The sequence below is a fragment of the Phyllobacterium sp. NPDC097923 genome (assembly GCF_044760925.1).
Lineage (GTDB): Bacteria > Pseudomonadota > Alphaproteobacteria > Rhizobiales > Rhizobiaceae > Phyllobacterium > Phyllobacterium calauticae.
In genome coordinates, this window is the sequence record NZ_JBIWBL010000001.1 from 405,271 (window position 1) to 429,119 (window position 23,849).

At 59.2% G+C, this 23,849-nt stretch carries 30 protein-coding genes; 17 read left to right on the forward strand and 13 right to left on the reverse strand.

Going from position 1 to position 23,849, the window contains the following annotated elements; all coding sequences use genetic code 11:
- The first annotated feature begins 187 nt into the window (after window positions 1–187).
- The gene (locus ACIQWS_RS02025; protein ID WP_403169721.1) at window positions 188–517 is read left to right on the forward strand and encodes a hypothetical protein; all 330 of its coding nucleotides are present in this window, start codon (window positions 188–190) and stop codon (window positions 515–517) included.
- Here ACIQWS_RS02025 and gstA read toward each other — a convergent pair.
- Window positions 514–1,146 (reverse strand): glutathione transferase GstA, encoded by a 633-nt coding sequence (gene gstA / locus ACIQWS_RS02030; RefSeq protein ID WP_403169723.1) that lies wholly within the window; start codon window positions 1,144–1,146, stop codon window positions 514–516. The two genes, ACIQWS_RS02025 and gstA, sit on opposite strands and share 4 nt — an antisense overlap.
- A 150-nt stretch (window positions 1,147–1,296) precedes the next feature.
- Here gstA and ACIQWS_RS02035 point away from each other — a divergent pair, with 150 nt between their 5' ends.
- Together ACIQWS_RS02035 and ACIQWS_RS02040 are read left to right on the forward strand one after the other, a co-directional pair.
- Window positions 1,297–1,620, forward strand: coding sequence for a winged helix-turn-helix transcriptional regulator (locus tag ACIQWS_RS02035; RefSeq protein WP_403169725.1), 324 nt, complete (start codon window positions 1,297–1,299; stop codon window positions 1,618–1,620).
- 193 nt (window positions 1,621–1,813) lie between these two features.
- On the forward strand, window positions 1,814–2,854 hold the full coding sequence (locus ACIQWS_RS02040) for an NAD(P)-dependent alcohol dehydrogenase (protein ID WP_346306667.1): 1,041 nt from the start codon (window positions 1,814–1,816) through the stop codon (window positions 2,852–2,854).
- A 62-nt stretch (window positions 2,855–2,916) separates the two neighbouring features.
- Here ACIQWS_RS02040 and ACIQWS_RS02045 read toward each other — a convergent pair whose 3' ends face one another.
- Window positions 2,917–3,978 (reverse strand): adenylate/guanylate cyclase domain-containing protein, encoded by a 1,062-nt coding sequence (locus ACIQWS_RS02045; RefSeq protein ID WP_403177370.1) that lies wholly within the window; start codon window positions 3,976–3,978, stop codon window positions 2,917–2,919.
- A 123-nt stretch (window positions 3,979–4,101) separates the two neighbouring features.
- Here ACIQWS_RS02045 and ACIQWS_RS02050 point away from each other — a divergent pair, with 123 nt between their 5' ends.
- The 3 genes from ACIQWS_RS02050 (at window position 4,102) to ACIQWS_RS02060 (ending at window position 5,788) form a co-directional block, all read left to right on the forward strand.
- A complete protein-coding gene (locus ACIQWS_RS02050) occupies window positions 4,102–4,539 on the forward strand; it encodes an SRPBCC domain-containing protein (protein ID WP_403169728.1) in 438 nt (145 codons plus the stop codon).
- Window positions 4,540–4,726: 187 nt separating this feature from the next.
- Complete coding sequence (locus ACIQWS_RS02055) at window positions 4,727–5,524, forward strand: DUF899 domain-containing protein (RefSeq protein ID WP_403169731.1); 798 nt, start codon at window positions 4,727–4,729, stop codon at window positions 5,522–5,524.
- A 6-nt stretch (window positions 5,525–5,530) separates the two neighbouring features.
- Entirely contained in the window at window positions 5,531–5,788 is a 258-nt protein-coding gene (locus ACIQWS_RS02060) for a hypothetical protein (RefSeq protein ID WP_346306663.1), read from the forward strand.
- A gap of 70 nt (window positions 5,789–5,858) precedes the next feature.
- Here ACIQWS_RS02060 and ACIQWS_RS02065 read toward each other — a convergent pair whose 3' ends face one another.
- Entirely contained in the window at window positions 5,859–6,347 is a 489-nt protein-coding gene (locus ACIQWS_RS02065; protein WP_403169734.1) for an Lrp/AsnC family transcriptional regulator, read from the reverse strand.
- Window positions 6,348–6,453: 106 nt separating this feature from the next.
- Between ACIQWS_RS02065 and ACIQWS_RS02070 the strand changes: the two genes are divergently transcribed.
- Window positions 6,454–7,650: a diaminopropionate ammonia-lyase gene (locus tag ACIQWS_RS02070; protein ID WP_403169736.1), complete on the forward strand. Its 1,197-nt coding sequence runs from the start codon at window positions 6,454–6,456 to the stop codon at window positions 7,648–7,650.
- A 170-nt stretch (window positions 7,651–7,820) separates the two neighbouring features.
- On the opposite strand, the gene ACIQWS_RS02075 is transcribed toward ACIQWS_RS02070, so the two are convergent.
- Complete coding sequence (locus ACIQWS_RS02075) at window positions 7,821–8,072, reverse strand: helix-turn-helix domain-containing protein (RefSeq protein WP_403169739.1); 252 nt, start codon at window positions 8,070–8,072, stop codon at window positions 7,821–7,823.
- A 102-nt stretch (window positions 8,073–8,174) separates the two neighbouring features.
- On the opposite strand from ACIQWS_RS02075, the gene ACIQWS_RS02080 reads away from it, so the two are divergent.
- The gene (locus ACIQWS_RS02080) at window positions 8,175–8,492 is read left to right on the forward strand and encodes a hypothetical protein (protein ID WP_403169742.1); all 318 of its coding nucleotides are present in this window, start codon (window positions 8,175–8,177) and stop codon (window positions 8,490–8,492) included.
- Between the two features lie 75 nt (window positions 8,493–8,567).
- Window positions 8,568–8,756, forward strand: coding sequence for a hypothetical protein (locus ACIQWS_RS02085; RefSeq protein ID WP_403169745.1), 189 nt, complete (start codon window positions 8,568–8,570; stop codon window positions 8,754–8,756).
- Between the two features lie 11 nt (window positions 8,757–8,767).
- On the opposite strand, the gene ACIQWS_RS02090 is transcribed toward ACIQWS_RS02085, so the two are convergent.
- Entirely contained in the window at window positions 8,768–9,670 is a 903-nt protein-coding gene (locus tag ACIQWS_RS02090; RefSeq protein ID WP_403169748.1) for a LysR family transcriptional regulator, read from the reverse strand.
- Window positions 9,671–9,785: 115 nt separating this feature from the next.
- Here ACIQWS_RS02090 and ACIQWS_RS02095 point away from each other — a divergent pair, with 115 nt between their 5' ends.
- The gene (locus ACIQWS_RS02095; protein WP_403169750.1) at window positions 9,786–10,787 is read left to right on the forward strand and encodes an aldo/keto reductase; all 1,002 of its coding nucleotides are present in this window, start codon (window positions 9,786–9,788) and stop codon (window positions 10,785–10,787) included.
- A 31-nt stretch (window positions 10,788–10,818) separates the two neighbouring features.
- Here ACIQWS_RS02095 and ACIQWS_RS02100 read toward each other — a convergent pair whose 3' ends face one another.
- Complete coding sequence (locus ACIQWS_RS02100; protein WP_403169753.1) at window positions 10,819–12,606, reverse strand: M23 family metallopeptidase; 1,788 nt, start codon at window positions 12,604–12,606, stop codon at window positions 10,819–10,821.
- Window positions 12,607–12,865: 259 nt separating this feature from the next.
- Between ACIQWS_RS02100 and ACIQWS_RS02105 the strand changes: the two genes are divergently transcribed.
- The 5 genes from ACIQWS_RS02105 to ACIQWS_RS02125 all read left to right on the forward strand — a co-directional run bounded on the left by ACIQWS_RS02105 (window position 12,866) and on the right by ACIQWS_RS02125 (window position 15,788).
- Entirely contained in the window at window positions 12,866–13,702 is an 837-nt protein-coding gene (locus tag ACIQWS_RS02105) for a helix-turn-helix domain-containing protein (RefSeq protein WP_403169756.1), read from the forward strand.
- 75 nt (window positions 13,703–13,777) lie between these two features.
- On the forward strand, window positions 13,778–13,921 hold the full coding sequence (locus tag ACIQWS_RS02110) for a hypothetical protein (RefSeq protein WP_204351110.1): 144 nt from the start codon (window positions 13,778–13,780) through the stop codon (window positions 13,919–13,921).
- Complete coding sequence (locus ACIQWS_RS02115; protein ID WP_403169759.1) at window positions 13,918–14,775, forward strand: alpha/beta fold hydrolase; 858 nt, start codon at window positions 13,918–13,920, stop codon at window positions 14,773–14,775. The genes ACIQWS_RS02110 and ACIQWS_RS02115 overlap by 4 nt, the downstream gene beginning before the upstream one ends.
- 95 nt (window positions 14,776–14,870) lie before the next feature.
- Entirely contained in the window at window positions 14,871–15,095 is a 225-nt protein-coding gene (locus ACIQWS_RS02120; RefSeq protein ID WP_403169762.1) for a DUF1127 domain-containing protein, read from the forward strand.
- A 39-nt stretch (window positions 15,096–15,134) separates the two neighbouring features.
- Window positions 15,135–15,788, forward strand: a complete 654-nt coding sequence (locus tag ACIQWS_RS02125; RefSeq protein WP_403169765.1) for a glutathione S-transferase family protein — start codon at window positions 15,135–15,137, stop codon at window positions 15,786–15,788.
- 13 nt (window positions 15,789–15,801) lie between these two features.
- Here ACIQWS_RS02125 and ACIQWS_RS02130 read toward each other — a convergent pair whose 3' ends face one another.
- Window positions 15,802–16,359, reverse strand: coding sequence for a DUF308 domain-containing protein (locus tag ACIQWS_RS02130; protein ID WP_403169767.1), 558 nt, complete (start codon window positions 16,357–16,359; stop codon window positions 15,802–15,804).
- A gap of 139 nt (window positions 16,360–16,498) precedes the next feature.
- Between ACIQWS_RS02130 and ACIQWS_RS02135 the strand changes: the two genes are divergently transcribed.
- The gene (locus tag ACIQWS_RS02135) at window positions 16,499–17,077 is read left to right on the forward strand and encodes a TetR/AcrR family transcriptional regulator (RefSeq protein ID WP_403169769.1); all 579 of its coding nucleotides are present in this window, start codon (window positions 16,499–16,501) and stop codon (window positions 17,075–17,077) included.
- Window positions 17,078–17,187: 110 nt separating this feature from the next.
- On the opposite strand, the gene ACIQWS_RS02140 is transcribed toward ACIQWS_RS02135, so the two are convergent.
- A complete protein-coding gene (locus ACIQWS_RS02140) occupies window positions 17,188–17,418 on the reverse strand; it encodes a helix-turn-helix domain-containing protein (RefSeq protein WP_403169772.1) in 231 nt (76 codons plus the stop codon).
- Window positions 17,419–17,534: 116 nt separating this feature from the next.
- Between ACIQWS_RS02140 and ACIQWS_RS02145 the strand changes: the two genes are divergently transcribed.
- Window positions 17,535–17,831 (forward strand): hypothetical protein, encoded by a 297-nt coding sequence (locus tag ACIQWS_RS02145; RefSeq protein WP_403169775.1) that lies wholly within the window; start codon window positions 17,535–17,537, stop codon window positions 17,829–17,831.
- Between the two features lie 55 nt (window positions 17,832–17,886).
- On the opposite strand, the gene ACIQWS_RS02150 is transcribed toward ACIQWS_RS02145, so the two are convergent.
- The 5 genes from ACIQWS_RS02150 to ACIQWS_RS02170 form a co-directional block, all read right to left on the reverse strand.
- Window positions 17,887–19,056, reverse strand: coding sequence for an epoxide hydrolase family protein (locus ACIQWS_RS02150; protein WP_403169778.1), 1,170 nt, complete (start codon window positions 19,054–19,056; stop codon window positions 17,887–17,889).
- 200 nt (window positions 19,057–19,256) lie between these two features.
- Window positions 19,257–19,892: a glutathione S-transferase family protein gene (locus tag ACIQWS_RS02155; RefSeq protein WP_403169781.1), complete on the reverse strand. Its 636-nt coding sequence runs from the start codon at window positions 19,890–19,892 to the stop codon at window positions 19,257–19,259.
- A 48-nt stretch (window positions 19,893–19,940) separates the two neighbouring features.
- Window positions 19,941–20,684: an alpha/beta fold hydrolase gene (locus tag ACIQWS_RS02160; RefSeq protein ID WP_403177373.1), complete on the reverse strand. Its 744-nt coding sequence runs from the start codon at window positions 20,682–20,684 to the stop codon at window positions 19,941–19,943.
- Window positions 20,685–20,906: 222 nt separating this feature from the next.
- Complete coding sequence (locus ACIQWS_RS02165; protein WP_403169783.1) at window positions 20,907–21,815, reverse strand: LysR family transcriptional regulator; 909 nt, start codon at window positions 21,813–21,815, stop codon at window positions 20,907–20,909.
- A gap of 174 nt (window positions 21,816–21,989) precedes the next feature.
- Window positions 21,990–23,444, reverse strand: a complete 1,455-nt coding sequence (locus ACIQWS_RS02170; RefSeq protein ID WP_403169786.1) for a hypothetical protein — start codon at window positions 23,442–23,444, stop codon at window positions 21,990–21,992.
- Between the last annotated feature and the right edge of the window lie 405 nt (window positions 23,445–23,849).

A 23,849-nucleotide genomic window follows, 5' to 3' on the forward strand; every position in this document is an offset into this window, starting at 1 on the left:
CCTCACGAAGCGGTTGGCATCAACCGCAATGATGTCTCCTCAGCCCTATGGCCGGGGAGGTCTCGGCGTATGTCCAGAGCTTCGGCTTAAAGGCCGTGGCGGTCGTCTTCGTGCGGCTTTCTAACTCCCCGGTCACCAGAGGCTAAACCTCGGGTGACCACTTTCCTCGCGAGACAAGGGAGTGCACATGGACAATTACAATTTCTGGTCAGACCTGCTCGATACGTTTCAATCCTCGCCGGACTGGATCAAGGCCGTATGGCTGCTGATCCCGCCCGGTTTTCTGCTTGGTCTCGTGGCGCTGACGATGCGGTTCAGGATCGCCGCCAGACAGTTGAATCAAGGCCCGAAAGGTGAGCTGATCTATTCGATCCATCGGGATGCGGGCCAACTGCGTGTCGTCAGCCATATCCCGCTGGCCGAGGGCAATCCGGGCCTGCTCGTGCTTGACCCGTCTCCCAGCGGCACGCCGCTGCATGGCTTGATCGAGAGACAAAGCAGGTCTGAGACGGATTAGAACGCCAGCCCTTCCGCAAGGATGGATCTTCTGACTGCATCCCGTTCGCGCATCCGGCCATACCAGGCTTCAAGATGCTGCAACTGGTCGAAATGGATGCTGGTCTTGTAATAGGACTTGAGCCATGGCGCTTGTCCCCAGCTCGTCAGGACGAACAGATAGGCATCCGCGACGGTGAACGTGTTCCCCATCAGGAAATCCCTGCTGGCTAGGTGTTCGTTGAGCCATGCGAAGCGCTTTTCAAGTTTGGGTCGTGCGGTTTCAACATAGTTGCCCGCTAAGCGCGCATAGAGCAGCGGAATGAAACCCTTGTGTATTTCCGTCGAGAGGAAACCGAGCATCTCCTGAAGCTGGTAGCGCTCATATGTGCCGTTGGCCGGAACCAATCCGCGCTCCGGCTTCTGGTCGGCAAGATATTGCACGATAGCGGTTCCTTCGCGCAGCACCGTACCGTCGTCGAACTGAAGGGTCGGAACATGGCCGTGCGGATTGATGGCAAAATAGTCTTCGCCGGCTTCTGTCCTGTGCGTGTTGTGGTCGACCTTCACCAGTTCGACATCGAGGCCGAGTTCATTGATGATGATGTGCGGGGACAGCGAGCAGCTTGCGGGCATGTAGTAGAGTTTCAATTTTGGTCTCCATGATGGCTTAAATGCCTCCTTAGCTTTGAAAGGAGGCGTCCGATCCATGTAGGCGAGGCAGTATAAAAACGTAAGAACGCAAAAGTTTGACATCTAGGTACATAAAATATACCAAGGGTATCATTGAGGTGCGACACAATGAAAGACACTGTAACCGGCTGTTCTGTCGAAGAAGCGATGCATCTTCTAGGTGGTCGCTGGCGTCTGCTGATTGTCTCCTTTCTGGTTGACGGGCCTAAACGCTTCAACGCGCTTCGGCGTTTCGTGCCGGGCATATCTCAGAGGATGCTCACACTCGACCTTCGTGCGCTTGAGGAGGCGGGCCTCGTGACGCGTACGGTTTATCCAACAATGCCTGTCAAGGTTGAATATGCGCTGACGGATGACGGCCGGCGGCTGGAAAAGGTCGTGGCTGTTGTTCAGGAGTTCGGCCTTTGGCTCAAAGAGCGCGACGCCGCCTGAGGGTATCAATTTCTGCTTGGCGCAATGAGCCGATACAACATGCGCAGACGGTCCTTCGGATGCCCAAAGGGAGCAGTTGCCTCCAATTCGGAGGATTGTGCAACAAGCCTGCAGGATTGCGCTACTGCTCCGGGCCGATCCTGCGGCATAGCTGGTTGCCCGACACATCTCGTCATCTCAAAAGGAATCATTCATGGCTCTTGCTAAAGGCTATGCGGCAACCGACGCCTCCAAACCGCTCACCCCGTTTGTCTTCGAACGGCGGGAACCCAATGACGATGACGTCGTCATCTCGGTCAAATATTGCGGGGTCTGCCACTCCGATATCCATCAGGCACGCGACGAATGGGGTGGCTCCAAATTCCCCATGGTGCCGGGTCATGAGGTCGCCGGGATCGTGACGGCCGTTGGCGCAAAGGTCACGAAGTTCAAGAAGGGCGACCGCGTTGGTGTTGGCTGTTTCGTCAATTCGTGCACGAAATGCGCAGCACGCGATGCCGATCTCGAGCAGTACATGCCGGGCATCGTCCTGACCTACAATGACGTTGAAGCCGATGGCGTCACGCCCACGCAGGGCGGCTACTCGGATTCCATCGTGGTTAGGGAAGGTTACGTCCTTTCCATTCCGGACAACCTGCCGCTTGACGCTGCCGCTCCGCTGCTGTGCGCCGGCATCACGCTCTATTCGCCGCTGCGGCACTGGAAGGCGGGGCCGGGCAAGAAAATCGCCATTGTCGGCATGGGCGGACTTGGCCATATGGGCGTCAAGCTGGGTCACGCGATGGGGGCGGAGATCACGGTGCTCAGCCAGACCCTGTCGAAACAGGATGACGGGTTGAAGCTCGGTGCAAGCCACTATTATGCAACCAGCAATCCCGAAACGTTCAAGACTCTTGCGGGAACCTTTGACGTCATCATCTGCACCGCCGGTGTGGCGATTGACTGGAATGCCTATCTCGGCCTGCTCAAGATCGACGGCACCATGGTTCTCGTCGGGGCACCGGAGCACCCGGTTCCCGTCAATGCCTTCTCGGTGATCGCCGGACGCAAGAGCCTCGCCGGGTCAGGTATCGGTTCGATCAAGGAAACCCAGGAAATGCTGGATTTCTGCGGCGAGCACAACATCGTTGCCGAAATCGAGACCATCGATATCAAGGATATCAACGAAGCCTATGAGCGCGTGCTCAAGAGCGACGTGCGCTACCGCTTCGTCATCGATATGGCCACCCTGTAACCATCGGGTGGCTTGCCGGAGGGCGGTTGAAGCCAGCCGCCCTCCGGGAAAAATGCGGTGCATCACTGTGCCGGTGTAAACACAGCGCAGGGCACGGCAATGCCGCGCAGCCGGTGCTCGCCGAGCGGGATCAGCGGCTGCGCCGTTTCCGCCGCGAAGGCGCCCGAAAGCAAGACGGTGTGGCCAAGCGGGCGGCACAGGCCCTCCAACCGGCTGACCAGATTGACGGCAGGGCCGATGGCGGTGAAATCCAGCCGGTCGGCCGTGCCGATATTGCCCCACAGCATGTCGCCGAGATGCAGTGCCGTGCCGAACGACAGCGGCGGCACACCCCGCACGGCGCGGTCGCGGTTGAGGTGGTCCATCCCGGCACGGGCAGCGGCGACCGCACGCAGCGCCGCGCCGCAGGCGCCGGCAGCATCACGCTCGCCAATCGGAAAAATCGCCAGAACGCCATCGCCGATGAATTTCAGCACCTCGCCGCCAAAGGCATGGACGGCACCGGCGATCCGGTCGAACCAGGCGTCGAGTGCGGCGATCACGTCATTCGCTCCTGTTGTCTCCGACAATTCGGTGAAGCCGCGAAGATCGGCGAACAGCAGGGCGGCCCGGATGGTCTCGCCCGGCTCGCGCCGCAAACGCCCGGCCAGGACCTGCGTCGCGCTGCGCCGGCCGAGATAGGTGGTCAGGAGTGCGGTCAGCGTCGAACGCGCGGCCAGCAATGCCAGCGGCGCAGCGGCAAAGCGGGCGGTCTGCCGCAGCAGGTCCGACTCCTCCCCGCTGAGCGGGCGGTGCGCGGCCCAGCCAAGCACGGCACCATTGGCGAAATCCTCCTGCACGGTATTCGTCCCGAGGCTGGCCAGCCAGTTGCCGGCAAGGTTGGCGTCCTGGGACTCGGCTGGACCAGCCAGGCCCAGCGCCTCGATGACCTGTCCCGTGTCGGCGCGCCACAGCCAGGTGCGCCGTCCAATGACCGGATGGGGCGCTGCCTGGGTGAGTGTGCCGCCGGCCAGCGGCAGGCCGTCGGCGATGAGCCGGGCCGCGAGCGCCGTCAGAAAGGCATCGCCATCCGGCATACCGGTCGCTTCGTCGACGAGAAAGGAAAGAGCGGACGGCAACTGCATGCCCACCATCATGCAGCGATGCCGGGTCCCTGTCATCCGCTTTTGTTTCTTGCGCGAAATCCCGATTGGCTTACATTGCGCGATGCCGAAGTGAGTGTGCGTCCTGTTGGGAGGAGATCGCCGATGACCGAGACGCTTCGCAATGAAATCGAGATTGCCGCCCCGCAGGCGACGGTCTTCGCCTTCCTCACCGATCCGGACAAGATCCTGCGCTGGATGGGGACGAAAGCGACAATCGAGCCGCATCCCGGCGGGATTTATCTCCTGAGCATCAACGACGCGCACACGGTTCGCGGTCAGTTCACCGAGGTGATTCCTGTCCACCGCCTCGCCTACAGTTTCGGCTGGGAAGGGCATGAAAACGTGCCGCCGGGTTCGAGCCTGGTCGAGATCGACCTCATCGAGAAGGAGGGAGGCACGCTGGTGCGCTTCACCCATAGCGGGCTGCCGGACGAGACGGAACGCGTCAACCACGAAAAGGGCTGGAACCACTACCTGCGCAGGCTGGTGGTGGCGGCAGCCGGCGGCGACCCGGGACCGGACAAACCGCTCAGTTCCTGAGGTTCGCGGACAATTGCGATGGCACACCATGCGGTGCGTGACCATGCAAGGGACATGCGCAAGGAAATCCCGTCACAATTGTAACTCCCATGCTTTCGGTATCCGGCCCTAAACTCAGGGCCGGTAAGCAACATGTCGCACCGGCAATGACGGACGACAGGCAACCGACAATCGAAGGAGAAGAATGATGACATCTCATATAACTGGAACGCGCGAAGAATGGCTGGCTGCGCGGATCGATCTGCTCAAGGACGAGAAGGATCTGACGCGGCGCAGCGACGCGCTGACACAGCGGCGCCAGGAACTGCCCTGGGTTCGCATCGACAAGGAATACCGGTTCGATACGGATGCGGGAAGCGCCTCGCTGGCGGATCTGTTCAAGGGCCGCTCGCAGCTTCTCGTCTACCACTTCATGTTCGGACCCGACTATACAGCCGGCTGCCCGTCCTGCTCGGCGATTGCTGATGGATTCAACGGCATCACCGTCCATCTGGAAAATCACGACGTCGCCTTCTCGGCGATATCGCGTGCGCCGCTGGCAAAACTGCAGGGTTTCAAGCAGCGCATGGGCTGGAGTTTCCCATGGGCTTCGTCGTTCAACAGTGACTTCAATCAGGATTTCAGCGTCTGGTTCACCGAGGAGCAGCAGCGCAACGGCGGTATAGAATACAATTTCCGCCGGGAGACACGGATGCCCCTGCCGCCGACGGGCAAAGCGGCTCCGGAATTGCAGCCGCGCGGTGAGGAAGCGCCAATTGATAAAATTGCGGCCATGACCGGTACCGATGCGGCCACCTTCACCCGTGACCGGCCGGGGCTGAGCGCTTTCGTGCTCGATAAGGGCGTCGTCTACCACACTTATTCCAGCTATGCGCGCGGCCTCGACGGCATCTGGGGTATGTATCAATGGCTGGACCGTGCACCGCTTGGCCGCAATGAGAACGGTGTCTGGTGGCGCCATCACGATAAATACGGTCAGGGTTGAACGTCGATGTTCCGCCCGGATTCCGGCAGCGCTTCCGATCCCGGCCTTGCCGGCTGGCTGCGTCTCGCCGCGGCACCGACATTCGCTGTCATGGCGCTCGTCACAGCCCTCTCCGGCGACGCTGACATGATCTGCTCGGCGATGCAGAATGCATCGCCCTTCAGCGGCATGACCCTCATGTATGTGCTGATGAGCATTTTCCATGGGATGCCTTGGCTCAACCTGTTGGCACGGCTGAGACATGGCGCTGCCCGTCAAGTTTGATCCAGAACGGGCAAACAGCATTAATCCGGCGCGCGGTCGCGCGCGCCGGCCTCGAAAACCGGGATGAAGATCAGGTCAGCGGGATGGCGAGACTCGCCTTGACGCGGTCCATCACCACAACCGTACGGAAGCGTTTGACATTGTGGTTGGCAAAGAACAGCCGCCGTGTCAGGCCTTCATAGGCGGCCATGCTGGCAACGACGATCACAAGCATGAAATCGGCCTCACCGGTGACATAGTAGCATTGCTGCACCTCCGGTGCCGCGGCAAAGCTCTTTTTCGCCGCATCGATCAGATCGATGCGCTCGCTTTCCACCTCCACTTCAACAAGGATCGTGATCGGCTGCCCGAGCCTGGCGGGGTCGAGGACGGCAACATTGGCCTGAATGACGCCGCTTTCCTCCATGCGCTTCATCCGGCGCTGCACCGCTGGAGCGGAAAGGTTGACCGCTTCGCCGATGACCCGTTGCGGCGTTGTATTGTCCTTCTGCAGGATGTCGAGGATCGCAAGATCGAAATGGTCGAGCTCGGCTGGCGCGGTCAGCAGTGGTTTGGCCATGGAACACCTCCTTCATGCAACAAACTTGCGCAAGCCAAGCCAAATAAGAGCGCTTTTCTCGCTTCAAGCGCACTATAAATGCGCAAACGGCAGGAGTGAAAGAGCAATGTTGATCCTTAACCGGCATCCCACCCACAATGAGCCGCTCGACCCGCGGGACGCGGAGACCCTTGGTGTCGACGCGGCGGCGGAAGTGGAGCGGTATCTGTCCCATCGGGACAATCACGCGCCGACGCCGCTGCATGCACTGCCCGCGCTGGCCGCCGGTCTCGGCATTGCCGCGCTCCACGTCAAGGATGAGGGCGCGCGCCTCGGTCTCGGCAGCTTCAAGGCGCTGGGCGGCTCCTATGCCGTGATCCGGCTCGTGCTCGAGGAAGCGGAACGGCAATTGCAACGCGCCGTGGATATTGCGGAACTCCACACGCCGCCCGTTCGCGCCATCGCCCGCGGCATGACCTTCGGCTGCGCGACCGATGGCAATCACGGCAAGTCCGTCGCGGCGGGGGCCCGGCTTGTGGGTGCGCAGTCGGCAATCTTCGTGCATGCGGGGGTGAGCGATGAACGGGTGGCGGCCATTGCCCGCTACGGCGCCGAGATGATCCGTGTCGACGGCACCTATGACGATTCCATCCGGGAGTCGGCGCGGGTATGCGCAGCCAATGGCTGGACCGTCGTGTCCGATACTTCCTGGCCGGATTATGAACGCATTCCCGGGCTGGTGATGCAGGGCTACACGGCCATCATCCGCGAAGCCTTGCGTGTACTGCCGCAAACGCCAACCCATGTCTTCGTGCAGGCCGGTGTGGGCGGCGTTGCCGCGGCACTCGCAGCATATCTGTCGCTTGTTCTTGGAAAAGAACGTCCGGCCTTCATCGTGGTCGAACCGGCCCGCGCCGCCTGCATTTTTGCCAGCGCGCAGGCGGGCGAGGTCGTCAAGATCGCCCACGGTGAAGCCACTGTCATGGCAATGCTCGAATGCTACGAACCGTCACCCGTGGCCTGGCGTATCCTCTCCCGCGCTGCCGATGCATTCATAACGGTTGAAGAGGACGGGGCCGTCGCGGCGATGAACCGCCTGGCCCGGCCGCTGGGAAAGGACATGGCCGTCGTTGCGGGGGAAAGCGGCGGCGCCGGTTTGGCTGGCCTGCTCGCTGTTGCTGAAGATCATGAGTTGCGCAAAGCTATCCATCTTGATGCCGGTTCGCGCGTGTTCATTGTCAACACCGAGGGAGCGACGGATCCGGCGCGTTACACGCAGCTGGTGGGCTTGGCGCCGGAGATGGTTTTGCACGCTGCAAGCTGAGCCTGCGTGGTTCGACAAGCTCACCATGAGGGAGGGTGAGGATTGCAGGGAGCCATCTTCTACAACGGTTCCGATTGGCCTTGTCACCAACTCACCTCCCTCATGGTGAGCTTGTCGAACCACGCAGAGCCGGGATGCCAAGCATCGCCCAACTTCGATTTAAACTCGTATTAAATGGTGTTATCGATTGCACGCAGCGTGTCGGCGAACATTGCCGATGGGTCGATTTCCAACGCGCGCGCAAGTGCGATAAATTCAATGATGTCGAGACGGCGCTCGCCGCCTTCAATCTTCGCTACATAGGATTGCGGCTTTTGCAACCGGTCTGCAACGGCCTGTTGGGTAAATCCCTTCGCCCGTCGAGCGGCGACAAGAACGGCCAAGAAATCGGCATAAGGCTCTGAATGAAGGGACTTTGTCATGTGCTCCAACCAAAAACTGGAGCATCGTCATTAATCCCACTTTCGGATTATCCCATTATAGGATATTATTGCCTTTTCAGTACCAATGATTTCGAGCGCTCCGTGGATACCTACAATTTCTGGCAGGATTTTTTTGACACGTACCAATCGCTCTCCGATTGGCTGAAGGTGCTGTGGCTGATCGTTCCGCCCGCCTTCGTGCTGGGGCTGGTGGCGCTGACGCTGCGGTTCCGGCTTGCAGGCAGGCGGATGAACAGCGGGCTTGATGGGGAACTGGTCTATTCCATCCGTCGCGATGCGCAAAACCGGATCCATATCCTCAGCCACATGCCGCTTGGTGACGGCAATCCACCGCTGCTCTTGGCTGACCCGGCGGGCGGTGACAAGGCAGAGCACGGCCGCGAGCAGCATATTGCCTGAACTTCTTAAGGGTGGACTGGCTCCGGGCGTGATATGATCCTTCCATTGTCGCGCCCGAAAAGGTATGAGCCGCGTATGTCCAGTTCCATGTCATCACTCGAAAACGCTGCAAAATACCTCTCGCCCGAAGACAAGGCGCAGTTCGTCAAGATCAAGCGCGAGATGGAAAAAGCCGGTGCTTCCAGAAAAAGCATCGAAGAGCGTTTGAACGCCTTCATCTGGGATGTGATCGAGTCCGATGATGACGACGAAGAGGACGAATAGGCATCCCCCGTTCAAGGCTTCGCGGCGCCGGATTTGATGAAATCCACGAATGCGCGCAGCGGAGCCGGCATGAGCCTGCGGCTCGGATAGTAGAGGAAGGGGCCTGAAAAACTCTGCCACCATTCGGCGAGGACGGGCCGGAAGGCGCCGCTTTCGAGGCCCTCCGTCAAAAATTCCTCGAATGTACTGATGATGCCGAGACCTGCCAGCGCCGCGCCGAGTTCCAGATCCATGGTGGAGGCGATCAACGGTCCCGTCGGGTTGACCTTCACCAGTTCGCCATTCCGCTCGAACTCCCACGGCGCAATGGTGCCGCTGGCAAAGCGGTGGCGTATGCAGGCATGCTGCAGCAGGTCCTTCGGGTGATGCGGTTCGCCGTACTTTTCAAGATAGGCCGGTGTTGCAACGCAGATGAAACGCTGGGTGCGCGGGCCGATGGGCACGGCGATCATGTCCTGCTCGATGCTTTCATCATAGCGGATACCCGCGTCGAAACCAGCTGCCAGCACGTCGATGAAGGTGTCGTTGGTGGTCACTTCCAGCCTGATCCCCGGATGTGCCGCGAGGAACCGGTTGACAATCGGCGGCAGGATGCTGTGGGCGACGATGGTGGGAACGTTCAGCTTCAGCGTTCCCGTCGGGCTATCGCGAAAACTGTTGAGCGCGTCGAGCGCGCCGGTGATCTCGCCCAGTGCCGGCGTCAGCCGTTCGAGCAGGCGTGTGCCTGCCTCCGTGGGCGTAACGCTGCGGGTGGTACGATTGAGCAGGCGCACGCCGACACGCTCTTCCAGCCGGCGGATGGCATCGCTGAGCGACGAGGCCGAGACACCGCGCAGCTTGGCGGCGCCGCGGAAGCTGCGGGCTCGCGCCACGGACACAAGCGCATCGAGATCGCTGAGATTGGGATCGTTCATTGTTCGGTTTTCCGTACAGCCCGTACATAGTATGGCGGATTATCGCACAAATGCCACTGGTTTATAAAGAGCCAACCTGCCGCAGGAAGTGCGGCGGCAAAAGGAGTTCGACAAGATGCAAATTCGTCCATTGGGTGCAACCGGTCCGCAGGTCTCGGCATTGGGTCTGGGCTGCATGGGCATGTCCGGCATATACGGTCCCGCTGACCGTGCCGAGAGTATCGCGACCATTCACGCGGCGCTGGAAGCAGGCATCAACCTGCTCGATACCGGCGATTTCTACGGCATGGGCCACAATGAGCTGCTGATCAGCGAAGCGCTCAAGGGCGCAAAGCGCGATCAGGCGATCCTCAGCGTCAAGTTCGGGGCGCAGCGCGACCCTGCTGGCGGCTGGATCGGCTTTGACGGACGGCCCGCGGCGGTGAAGACCTCGCTCGCCTATTCCTTGCAAAGGCTGGGTGTCGACTACATCGATATCTATCGCCCGGCGCGTCTTGATCCAAATGTGCCGATCGAGGAGACGGTCGGTGCCATCGCGGACATGGTGAAGGCCGGGTTTGTCAGGCATATCGGCCTGTCGGAGGTTGGTCCCGAAACCATCCGCCGCGCTGCCGCCGTCCATCCGATTGCCGATCTGCAGATCGAATATTCGCTGATTTCGCGCGGTATCGAGGACCGTATTCTCGCCACCTGCCGGGAACTGGGCATCGGCATCACCGCCTATGGCGTGCTGTCACGTGGTCTGATCAGTGGCCATTGGCGCAAGGATGCGGCTGGTCCTGCCGATTTCCGCGCCCACAGCCCACGCTTTCAAGGTGAGAATGTCGACAAGAACCTGCGTCTGGTCGATGCCCTGCAGGGAATTGCCGAAGCCAGGGGTGTCACCGTTGCGCAGATTGCCATTGCCTGGGTCGCTGCACAGGGCGATGACATCATTCCCGTTGTTGGTGCCCGCCGCCGGGATCGCCTGAGCGAAGCACTGGGCGCGCTGGATCTGACCTTGTCCGGGGATGATCTGGAGCGCATCGAGCAGGCTGTGCCGAAAGGCGCTGCGGCAGGAGAACGCTATGCCGCCGCGCAGATGGCGCATCTTGACAGCGAAGCGGGCAGTCACTGATCGGCCTTCGCCGATTGGTCCTGCGAAAAATCTAATGGATGGCCGTGTGCACCCGGCCATCGTCCGGCGGGGCAAATGCGGTGGCGATACGGGCGCCGATATAGTTCTCGATGTTTTCCACGTGGCTGATCTGCTTGCGGAAATCCGTCAATCGCGCGCCTTCAAGATCGGTTCCGGCAGGTAACGGTGTTGCGGTCGGGTCGTAATATTTATCGCCGATGCGCAGTTCGTAGTAGAGATGCGGGCCCGTGGAGAGGCCGGTCGAGCCGATATAGGCAATCACCTGCCCCTGGCTGACACGCTGGCCGACTTTCAGCGATGGCGGGGTTCGCGAAATATGCGAATAGGTGGTGAAGAACCCGCCATCATGCTTGATGCGGACATATTTGCCATAGCCGGATTCCGATGAGATCAGCACCACCTCGCCATCGCCCGCCGCGAGAATGGGCGAGCCGAAGGGCGCAGCGTAGTCGACGCCGTTGTGGTGCTTGCGCACTTTCAGGATCGGGTGCGTGCGCCAGGCAAAGCCATCGCCGAGCCGCCCGTTCGGAACCGGGTTTTTCATCAGGGTCTTGGAGGCCGACTGGCCGTCCTCGTCGAAGAATTCCGCCTTGTTGCCGGGCGCTGCGCGGTAATGGTAAAACCGCTTGGTCTTGTCCTTCGTGTTGAAGGTCACGGCAACAGGTTCGGATTCGCCCTGTTCATTGGTGCGGAACACCAGTTCGACGGATTGGTCGAGCAGAGCCGCATCAGTCAGCTTGATGCCGTTTTCCTTGGCAAGCTGCAGAATTTGTCCCGCCATGTGGGCCGGAACATTCAGCTTTTCCAGCTGCTGCATGGCAGCGGGAAATTCCTTTTCGGCCGCCTGCGCCCGGTCGTCCCTGCGCGTATCGGGGCTGGTCACATCGGCGCTTGCCATGTGGGCATCATGGGCGAGGCGTTCGAACTGCCGCGGGTTGCTGACACGCCGCAGGATGCCGCCATCGTCGCGCGCCAGATCGGATGGCGGGCTGTCATGCCGAAAAAGCCGCGCCATCAGCAGTCGCTCCGGCGCATCCTTGCGCGGCGCCTTTTCCAGGAGAAGCTCGATCCGCTCGGGCGACGCGCTGCTGCTTGCCGTCAGTGCCGTTTGCAGCGCCGCCCGGTCCTCGCTGGTCATGTTGGCTGCGGCCAGGAGACCGCCGATGTCTCCGCCCTGCGTGGGCAGGGCAACCACCTGCTCGACAGCGGGGGCTGGCTGCACCTTGGCCGTGCTGACATTGATCGGCGTTCCGCGCACGAGAATGCGTTCTTCGCCCAAACTCGCCAATGCCACGGGCATGGCCGTGGTTTTGGTTTTCGTGGATTTCTCCGTCAAAATGGACTGGAACGGATCGGTGCTGGCGGGCGGAAACCGCTGGGCGAGTGCGGCGGCGTGGCCCGGGCCGGTCCGCGTCTGCGCCTGCTTGTTCGCGCCGATCTTGACCTGATGATAGGCGAATTTTTCCGTCGAACCGTCCGCCTGGCTTTCCAGCACCTTGGCCACCGGTATCGCCTGCACGATGGCGGGCGGGGGGAGGCGGTCGCCCTTCGGCGCGGCTTCGGGCCGCGTGCGCAGCGGTGCGGCAATGGCGGCGATGGCCACGGGCGGGCGCCGGTTCATGACGGTGAGGACGCCCGCAAACATGGCGGCAGAGGCAATCCCGGCGACCAGAATGGCCGAAAGGAAGCGCGCATGGGTGAAAAGCGAAAAGCGGACAATGCGCGATATCTGGCGGATGGCGCCAAAATTATCGTCGATTGCCTGTTCGATTCTGCTTTTTGCGTTTGATCGCGTCATCAGGTCCCGTACGTCACGCTTCCATTGCGCGCGAGGCTATTGTCTAACATGGCAATATCGAGGCACGCGGAACTTTATCCCCAACAAACCGCACTGCGCCCCCTTATAAGGGCTTGTTTGGCGATTGGCGAGCAATCATTTGCCGATGAATTGTCTGTTCAAAGCTCCTGACATCAGGATGTCAGGAGCCCTGTTGTAGGCTGAAACAGCAGCGCGGGAAATTGGACTTTCGATGAACGAGCCTTGCAATACGGCCGGAATGCCTGAATTTGAAGTCAGCGATCTTCTCGATACGGATGTCGTATCGCTGAAGAATGTCCGCTGCCACGGCCATTGCCGGCATCGCAGCGCTGAGGAATGCACATCCGCCACCCACCTCGTTTTCCCCTATCGCGGTGTCTATGTCAGGCATGTCGGCAGCGGGCAGGCGGTGGCCGATGCCAACCACGTGCTGTTCTTCAATGCGGGCGAGGGCTATCAGGTCAGCCACCCCGTTGACGGCGGTGACTTGAGCCTGTCCATGGCGCTGCCCGAAACGGTTTTGCAGGAGCTGGCGCCGCCGTCCCTGCTGAAAAAGGGCGGTGTGTCCGGGTTTCGCGGCCAGCATCAGCGCATCGACCCCCGCGCGCAGGCGCTGGTGGCACTCCTCCGGCACCATCTGGAAAACGCCAGCATCGAACCGCTGGAAGCCGAAAGCCTGTTGCTGACGCTGGTGTGCCGCAGCCTTGGTCCGCGCACCTCACACGTGCCGCGCGCCAGCTTTGCCCGCAGCCGTCTGGCCGACAGGGTCAAACTGCTGCTGGCGGGCGATCTCTCCCGCCGCTGGACCCTGGCGGACATTGCCCGGGAGATCGGCGGCTCACCCGTCTATCTCACCCAGGTGTTCCAGCAGGTCGAAGGCATGCCGCTTTACCGCTATCACCTGCGCCTGCGCCTTGCCCGCGCGCTCGATCTGCTGCCGCGCTGCGATGATCTGACGGCACTGGCACTTGATCTCGGCTTTTCCAGCCACAGCCATTTCACCGCGGCGTTCAAACAGGCCTATGGCCGTTCGCCAAGCGCCTTTCTCCGGTCGGCGCACCCCGGAAACAGCTAAAGATCTCGATAGCAGCGAAAAGCCCGCAATGGTCTCCTGCACCTGCCCGATAGGCGGGTAAAAGGAGTTGAGATCATGAGCCAGAAAACCTGTGCCGTCTGCGATGACGCGCTGGATGCGACCGTCATCGAAGTCAAGATCGGCGACCAGACCGTGGAAGTCTGCTGTGAGGAATGCGCCGGCAAGCTGCGGGAAGCCGCCCCGAGGAAGCCGTCATGACCGTGCAGCAGTTTCAGGCTGCCCGCAAGCACGTGGATACGCCCTCCGGGCGTATCCATTATGCCGAGGCTGGCACGGGCCCCGTTGCGCTTTTCGTCCATGGCATTCTCGTCAACAACCATCTCTGGCGGCATCAGCTGGCGGGCCTGTCGGATATCCGCCGCTGCATTGCCATCGACACGCTCGCCCACGGTGCGACGGAGGCGTCCGCGACGCAGGACCTGTCCACCGCCGCGCAGGCGGCAATGCTGGCGGAGTTTCTCGATGCGCTTGGCATCGATGCGGTCGATCTCGTCGGCAATGACGGCGGCGGCGCGGTGTGCCAGATCTTTGCCGTCAACCATCCAGGCCGTGTCCGCAGCCTTACCCTGACGGACTGCGACACCCATGACAACTGGCCGCCGCAGGCGTTCCAGGGCTTTGTCGACCTGTGCGCGTCAGGCGGCCTGCGCGATACGCTGGCGGCGATGCTGGACAACAAAGACATCTTCCGTTCGCCTGGCGCGCTCGGCCCCTGCTACGAGGACACGACAAGCGTCAGCGACACGACGATCGACATCTATCTCAAGCCCTATTTCTCCGCGCCTGATCGCATCCGCGGGCTTGAGCGTTTCGTTGCCGCCTTTGACAACAGCCAGACCGTCGCCATCGAGCCGAAACTGCGCATGCTGGATGTGCCGACCCTGATCGTCTGGGCGACCGATGACGTCTATTTCGACCGGAAATGGGCCCATTGGCTGGCCGGGCGCATTCCCGGTACGCGCCGCGTCGTCGAGTTCGAGGGTGCCCGGCTGTTCTTCCCAGAGGAGCGGCCGGAAGCATTCAACCGTGAATTGCGCGCGCATTGGTCCTGACCGGCGCCCGCGATTTCCGTGGCAACGGGATCTCCCCCTTTCCGGGGGGAGACAACGGCCGCACCAACCGGGAAACCAGAAGGATGGAGGCTGAAATGGCCGATTTGATTTCACATGTCATCACCGGGATGAAGCGCCTGTCCGGCCCTCTTGCGCGGCGCTGGCGCAAGGCCCGCACGCACCGGCATATCAACGAGCTTCCCGACCATATTCTTGACGATATCGGCTGGCCGGAGGCTTATATGGACCTGCGGGTCAAGGATGACGCTTCCCCAAGGGCGAAGATTATCGCAAGCAAGCAGTGTCGGAATCCCGCATAGCCAATCGTCTTCAGGACGGAGAAGCGATGGAGAACCGCCATGACGATCACCATTACCGCCTTTGAACGCTCCCCCGACAAGGGACAGGGCCTGGCGCGCGACATGCGCGTGCGCTGGGCGCTGGAAGAAGTCGGCCAGCCCTATACCACCAGACTTGTTTCATTCAGGGCGATGAAGGAGCCCGCGCATCTGGCGCTGCAGCCGTTCGGGCAGATTCCGACCTATGAGGAAGACGGGCTCGCTTTGTTCGAATCCGGAGCCATCGTCTTGCATATCGCCGAGCGCCACCCCGGCCTCCTGCCGGATGATGCCAATGCGCGGGCGCGCGCCATCGCCTGGATGTTTGCTGCTGTCGCCACGGTGGAACCGCCCATCCTCGAGCGTCAGGTCGCCCTGTTTGCGGAGGGGGACAGGAACTGGCGCGCGGAGCGCATGCCTCTCGTCGACAACCGCATCCGGGATCGGCTCGGCGAACTTTCCACCCGGCTGGGTGATGCCGAGTGGCTCGACGGCGCGTTCAGCGCCGGGGACCTGATGATGGTGCACGTGCTCATCCGGCTGCGGGCGTCGGGGATACTGGCGGAATATCCGAGCCTTGCCGCCTATGTCGCGCGCGGCGAAGCGCGCCCCGCCTACCAGCGCGCCTTCTCAGCCCAACGGGCAGTATTCACCACCGCGCCGGACCGCGATTAGGGAGCGATAACGCCTAGGCAACTGCCTTGCGATTGGCCGTGACGGCAAGCCAGATTGCGGAAAGCAGGAAGTAGAATGCGCCGAACGCCGCATAGGGAGCAATGTCGAGTATGGTCGGCGCAACAGTGCCGATGGATCGGCTGATCATGAAGCCACCGGCGAGGGCCGATTGCCCGCCACTCAGGATCATCGGCCATTGCGCGCCGTAGTGACGCCAGCGTTTTATCCCTGTGTTCAGCTGCAGCAGACCTGAAAAGATCGCCCAGACGCCAAACACCGCAAGAACGGTATACATGCTGCTGCTCAACGCTGCGATGACGGCAATCGTCGTTATCGTGCTGACCGCGACATTCAATGCTTGGGACGGGTTGGCTTTGAGCCCGCCATTGACCCTTGCATCAACCAGATTGGCGAGGGCGTCCCATGCCGGGTAGATGACCAGCAGAACCACGGCGAGAGCGGGTTGCGCACTGAAGAGAATGGCGGCGGCAACCCATGCGACGGAGAAAATGGCGCGTGCGAAATAATAGGTTCGCAACCAGCTGGACGGGGTTGAAGATTGGCTTTGCATCGGTAGATTCCTTGTTGCTATCTACCTACCAGTAGGAAGGTAAAGCTTGTGAGTCAATCCGGTGCTCGAACACCTCATTGTGAAAAGCGGGAGCGATGCACAATCTTGACATTCAGCCTACCAGAAGGTAGGCAGCGCTATGAAATCAATGACTTCGACTTCAGAAAAAATTCTTGATATCGCGCAGTCTCTCATCGTCGCGGGAGGCTATAACGGGTTCAGCTATGCCGATATCGCGGCTGCGATCGGCATCCGAAAGGCGAGCATCCACCATCACTTTCCGACGAAGGCGGAACTGGTCGCGGCGCTGGTGGACCGTTACAGGCAGCAGGCCGAGACCGGTTTGCAAGCGCTCCGCGCGCAAGTCGCGAGCCCTGCCGAACAGTTGCAGTTCTACCTGAAGTACTGGGACACATGCATTCGCGATGCCTCGCAGCCCTTCTGCGTCTGCGCGATGCTGGCTGGCGAGATACCGATGCTGCCCGATGAGGTCGCATCCCGTGTCCGTGCGCATTTCCAAAGCCTCGCGGCATGGCTTGCGTCGGTGCTGAGCGCCGGAGCGCAGCAGGACCTGTTCCGGTTGAACGGGCGGCCCGAGGAGGAGGCCCAGATGCTGATGGCCTCGGTTCATGGGGCCATGCTCTCCGCGCGGGCTTTTGGCGATCCCGAATTGTTCATTGCCATCATCAGCACGCAGGTCGAGAAGCTGACGAAGTAGCCAGCGCGGACGGCCTCCGAGGCGGCTTGCTTGGCCGCCGATGCCAGCATTGGCGCTGCCTTATGTGCTGGCAGGTGGCTGTGCGGGGGCGAGAATTATGTCCTGCAAGGTTATCGTTCTGTTGTTTTTGATTGATTGGTAAGCAGCGCTGCCGCCGTGGTTCCAAGAACTTCCGCGATCTTGGCGACGATCGTAATGGTTGGATTTCGCGTTTCCCGCTCGATGCCTGAGATATAGGTGCGGTCAATATTTGCTTGGGCTGCGAGCTCTTCCTGAGAAAGATGCAGCTGCTGTCTGCCAAGCCTGACATTGCGCGCCAGAATTCCGCGAACGTTTTCCATTCTGCGGATTGATCATGCTGTAGACAATAGTCCAACGGATTATAGTCCACAAAAATGCTTCCGCTTTCAGTCTGTTGACTATATTCTACATACTGTCATGTATCGGAGGACGGCAAATGTTGGATATGATTTTCCAAGGTATAGCTTTGTTTCTGCTGATCTTCTGCGGCGGTCAGGTTGTGACTTTCATTGGCCTCATCCTATGGGTCGTTTGGATAGACGCTATTAAGCCGAGAATGATACCAGAAGCTGAGATCGACAGCATGGCAGGTGATATTATTGCCAGCTCCGCCGACCCGGAACGTGAAGCGTTCGCCCGTCATGAGCGCGCGTGGTATCGCAGCGACGTTGCGGAGCAGACTTATTGGTGGCGTGTGCGGAAGGTAATTAGGAAGCGTCTGGCGCAGTCTTGAAGCCGCTTCCCTGAACCGAACCGAGGATCCCATCATAACCAGTTATATTCTGCAATCATCTCAGACGGTTGGATATTGGCGTGTCAGACACGCGGAATGAATCCTGAATATCACGGACTAAGAGCTCGGGTTGTTCAAGCGCGGCGAAATGGCCGCCCTTCGCCATATTTGTCCATCGCCGCACATCGAATACGCGCTCGACCCATGAACGCGGTGGAGTTGGCAGTTCCTTCGGGAAATGTGCGAACGACATCGGCACGCTTACTTTTGAAACATCCGGAAACGAAAAAGGCTGCAGCCGATTTTCCTTGTACATTCGAAGGGACGAGTCGATGGTGTTTCCAAACCAGTAGATTGATACATTCGTCAGCAATGCATCTGCAGATATCACCGTCTCCAGGTCGCCGTCACAGTCAGACCAGCTTGCGAACTTTTCGGCTATCCAGCCCAGTAAACCGACCGGGCTATCCGACAAGGAGAACGAGAGCGTTTGCGGTTTGGTCGCCTGCAGCAGGGAATAAGCCCCCTCCAGACTCGCGAACTTTGTTGCCCGGTCCAAGAACTGCTGTTCCTCGCTTGTAATGGCCGGATAATCCGCCCCCAATGGCGGTCGAAAACTTCCGGGAATGTAATTTAAGTGAATCCCTTCGACGGAGCCCGGATAGAGAGCACCAAGCCAGGCCGATACTCCCGCTCCTATGTCGCCACCCTGTGCAAAATATTGTTCATAGCCAAGTTGAAGCATCAGCTTCTGCCAAAGTCCGGCAACCCGTCGAGCATTAAATCCAGGTTGCTTTGGCGCTGCTGAGAAGCCGAAGCCAGGGAGCGAGGGCACCACAACGTCAAATGCATCGCACGGGTCACCTCCGTGTGAGCCCGGGTCCGTCAACAGTGGAATTACTCTTTCGAACTCTACGAACGACCCCGGCCAACCGTGTGTCAATATAAGGGGCCGCGCATTCGGTCCCACGCCCTTTTTATAAATGAAATGAATGTTTTGCCCATCGATATCAACGGTGAATTGGGGCAACTCGTTCAATTGCGCTTCCCTCGCACGCCAATCAAACGTGTCCGACCAATGTGTTGCAAGTTTTTGAACGAGTGCGAGGCTCACCCCATCCTCGTCCCCGCCCTGAAATATCGAGCCGGGCCAGCGCGTTTGGCGCAGCCGTGTTTTTAGATCCTGGATCTGTTCGTCGGCAATACTGATCTGGAAGGGCTGCATGTAGCGATTCCTCAATAATGTGCTCGGTACTTTCGCATTCCGCTAGGTTTCATGTGTACTCGGAGCTAGCCTGTCAATGATCCAGCCGGAGGGCTATCACCAGCTTTTTTCGATTTGCAATAGGTGCCATATTTTTTTGGTAATCACCTAAGAGATCTACGTAGTTGGTCGTGGTGATCAACTTGGCATCAGCCAACCGCTCACAAGGACAGTAGGACGCTCTTCTCCTTCTCAAGCACCCGACGAGCTGCCGGCCGCTCAATCAGACGGTCTTTCAGGGCCATGAGATTGGTTAGGTCGCTGATCGGCAGCCCAAGATCGCGTCCCCATGAGAAGAACACCAGGGCGTATGGATCAGCGACAGTGAAATGACTACCCATCATCCATGTACGACCTTCCATGATGCGATCCATTTCCTGGAGGTGGTCCCAATAGTTCTCCTTGCTTTTCGCCTTTACGGCTGCAAACAGGCTCGGGTCCGAAACCACCTGTTCGGGATGGTAAAACTTCGTGAACGTGGGATGGACGGTGCCGGAGAGCCAGGCACAGGTCGCAATTGTCTGCGCCCGTTCAAACGGATCTCTGCCGAGGAGCGCTTGATCGGGAAATGCACTCCCGATCCAGCCGAGAATGGCAGTGGATTCCAACAGAACCTGACCATCGTCGAAGCGAAGTGCCGGCACCTTTGCCCGCGGGTTGATCTCCTGGTACTCAGGTTTGAACTGTTCGCCCGTCAGGATGTTTACCTTCTTTAACTCAAAGGCGGCACCCGCCTCCTCCAGTGCGACGTGGGAAGCCATCGAGCAGGCATGGGGAAAGTAATAAAGCGTCAACATGTGAAGTAGTCCTTATTTGTAACCGGATGCGGCAATCACTGCATCGCTCTATCTGTGCGGCGGGTAAGCCTCTAGGCTAGAACTCGCTGTGGCTTTTGCCGCCTGCACAATCGTCATGGCGATGGTTTCGGGTTGGGTCATGTAGATCGCATGGCTGCCGCCCACTTCAACGACGCGCGCGCCGGCCGACTCCGCCATCCTGCGTTGAAGACTGGGGTGGACAAGCCTGTCGTCTGTGGCGACCACATACCAGCTGGGTTTCACGCGCCACGCGGCGGCAGTAACCTTGCCCGCCATCGATGCGATGGCCCAAGGCTTAAGCGCCGCTGCCATAAAGCTGCTCGTTTCGGGAGGAATATCCTGGCCGAAGACTTGAGAGAATTTGGAGGCATCAAACAGGAGATAGCCATCCCCGGTCGGCAGGAAGGGTGGTTTCGATCCGCCCGGCGCATGATTGGCCGTCAACGTCTGGACCGACTCTCCCGCATCGGCGATGAAGGCAGCGACATACACCAGGGCAACGACCTTCGGGTCATTGCCCGCTTCTGAGATGATGACGCCACCGTAGGAATGGCCAACGAGGATCACGTTGCCAGGTGCTGCCGCGATCGCACGCCGCGTATTGGCAACATCATCCTCAAGTGATCGGATGGCGTTCTGCACAACCGCGACGCGATAACCGTCGCGGGTCAGTCTATCGTGCACCGCTCGCCAACCCGAACCATCCACAAACGCCCCGTGCACCAGCACAATAGTTGTGCCGGGCGCGGCTTCTTTGGTATCTCCTTGCATGGAAGTCGTGTGGTCTTGTGAAAACTCTGCTGTAGCCACTATTCTGCCTCCTTCGTAATACGGGCGGGGGTCTGCGAGGTTACAAAGAACTCACAGCACCATTGCCTGTCGACAGCACGTCTAACTGCTGCGTCAGGCGTGCGGAACTACGCAAATCGACAAGATATTATTTCATTAAATGGAAGTATCGCGACCACTCGACGGTTCACGATGAGCTTGGAGCTATGACAGAGCCGCGAGGTCGCTGCGAAGCCGCGGCGCGGCAAAGTCCAGGAAACGGCGAAGTTTGAGCGGCAGCGGGGCCCTTGATGTATGGAGCAGATGGATCGGTGACGGGGCCGGTTCCATCTCCTCAAGAACGATCCGCAGCGTTCCGGCTCTTACAGCATCGGCCACTTGATAATGCAGGAGTTGTGTAAGCCCGGCTCCCTGGATCGCTGCCGCCGCTGCCGCCTCCGGCGTTGTTACCGTCAGGCGAGACGACAATGGTGGAATGCGTGCGTCCAGCGAGCCGGGAACACCAAAGCGCCACTGCGCAACTGGAATGGGCATGTTTACCGTAATTGAGGGAAAGTGGGCGATATCATCCAGTGTGCGCGGTTCACCCTTGTCTACAAACAAACGGGGACTGCCGCACAGAACGGTCCGGACCGATCCCACACGGCTACTGGTCATGGCGCTGTCTGGAAGCTGGCCGATCCGGATCGCCACATCTACATTCTCCTCGACGAGCGCCAGATTGGTGTCGATCAGCACCAACCGCACATGAATTCCGGAGTAACGTTCCAGAAACTGAGTAATGATCGGTAAGACATGAAGGCGCCCGAACATCGTGGGAGCTGTTACGACCAATTCGCCGATCGGCTCGACGAACTCGCCAGCGACTTCGCGCTCCGCCTGTTTCACCTTATTGAGAATCTCTCGTGTGGCAGCGACGTAAACAGCGCCGGCATCCGTGAGTGTGATTTTGCGGGTCGTGCGCGTGAGCAGGCGCGCACCAAGCAGGGCCTCCAGTTCGGAAATCCGGCGGCTCAGCGTTGGCAGCGATACCCGCATCGCCCGCCCGGCAGCGGAGAAGCTACCATGATCGACAACTTCCAGCAGCATCGACATGGCCTCAAGGCGATCCATCCGATCCTCTCAATAAATGAAATAGTCACTTCTAGCCGGAACTCATAGTTCATACGTGGTTGGAATGCTAGTTACACTTCGTGACCTTTTATTTGATTACAACTTAATCTCAATCAAATCCGGTCAACCACTGGAAAACGGCTCATCAGGCGGCAAAACTTACATATTCCTGCCTCATTGAGCAGGCTGCTCATCTTCACTTTCATGCGATGCTTCTGCGGTTGTCGCCGGCTCGCGATCAGGCGGTTGCACGTTCGCGTCATCATTGTCGGAAGGCTCGATGACCTGCTCTCTTTTCGTGGATGGGGATTGTTCATCCTGATCAACGATTATAGCTTCTTCTGAGGTGCGGACGGATGGTTCAGGCCGCACGCTGCTATTTTGTTCTCCCGGTTCGCTAGCCGGGACGATAGGCTCAGCTACTGGTTCTTCTGCGACCGATGGCACTCGTGCATTTGAATCACCCGTTGAAGTTTCATCGGCAGTATTGTCGTTGGGCTTGACCTGGCTGCCTGTCTCAATCGGAGCCGGTATCGTTTTTGGAGAGTCCAATGAGGATCTGGTGATCTCTTTCTCCAATTCATAAGCCGGTGTGGAAGGCGTGTAGTCCACCTGCTTCATGTCAACATCAGTTTCGGCAATTGGCAGGTTCTCGAAATAATTTTCAGTTTGATGACTCTCGTCAATCATGACGCTGATGTTCTGTTCAGCGTAGTTGTTGACCACCACTTGTGTCGATGCGTCGATATTGATGTTAATGTTGACGGTAGGCGTAAACGGATCATCGTAGTAGCTCCAGTCTGTATAGGTGTAATAGGGCTCGTAATAGTCGGTCCAGCAGGTCTCCCAATATTCATAGGTAACCCGTTCCACTACGAAGTAGTGGGTATAAGCCGGGTAGTAAGTCGTCGTGACGACCCGATAGCCGTCCATCCAGCCCATAAACGAACCGAGGAGAAAGACGGTTCGCTGATAGTTTGCCTCATCAATACGGTCCTGTTCGATCCGGTCCAATTGGGTCGACAGTCTTCTGATATTGGCTGCGAGCTGAGTATTTGACCTTGTTTCGGTTTGCAGCCTGTTCACCTGTGAGCGAAGCTTAGCTACCTGCGCCTTGAGTTCTTTTACCTGCTCGAAACTTGCCTTCACGGGTTTTGATTTGACTGGTTCGATAAGCGCATAGCGCGTCCCATAGGCGGCCCAGTTCGTGGAAAGAGCCCTGACGCCTTCGCGCACCGTCGGATTGGCAATCCTGGCAGAATCCGAAATTGCTTCAACGCGGCCAACTGCAACAGAGAGACTGCTTGTAGCAGTCGTCATTTTCTTGGGGTCGCGGGCATCAATACCTTTTTCAAGGCTCCCAAGTGCCTGCAGTGCTTGGTTTGTCGCTTTCACAAGCATGGCATCCGCCCGCGAGCCTTTTTTGGGTTCGTTTTTGTAAGCAACAAGAATAGTTGAAAGAGAGCGGCGCATATTGAGTTGCAGTTGGGCTGCGTCAATCTTTGCAGATGACGCAGCCATAGCCTGGCTGCTCTCAAACAAAGGAACGGTGATTGATCCGGTCATGGCCAAAAGAAGGGCGCTGCTCAACATCATTGCTATGCGGCGCGTTTTTCTGATCGAGTTCATTCTTGTCCTCTTGCGTATTGGGCAGGCGTGGGCAAGTTGCACGCGCAGCGTTGTCAGGTTCGGATGCGGCTTTGGAGCTGCTTCGGTTTGTCCAGATCACTGTTGGGCTTGGTCTGCGCGTTTGCTTTTGTGCTGAAAAGTTCATCCGAACAGACCCCTGTATGCTTCTCCTGTGGAGCGGCAAAGCGTCTGGTCATGTCGGGTGTTAAGCATCGTTCAAACAATGATTCGAACAAACCTGTGGAGGTGACAGCCCGGTTACCCAGTAGGGGTGGATGCACCATGAAGAAGGGGCCTTCTACGCCGCGCATTCAATCTCAACGCACCATTTTGCAATCGGCGTATTTTTCATACTGGCAATGTAAGTTGAACGGTCTGCTGACATGCGATGGCCGAACGATCAAT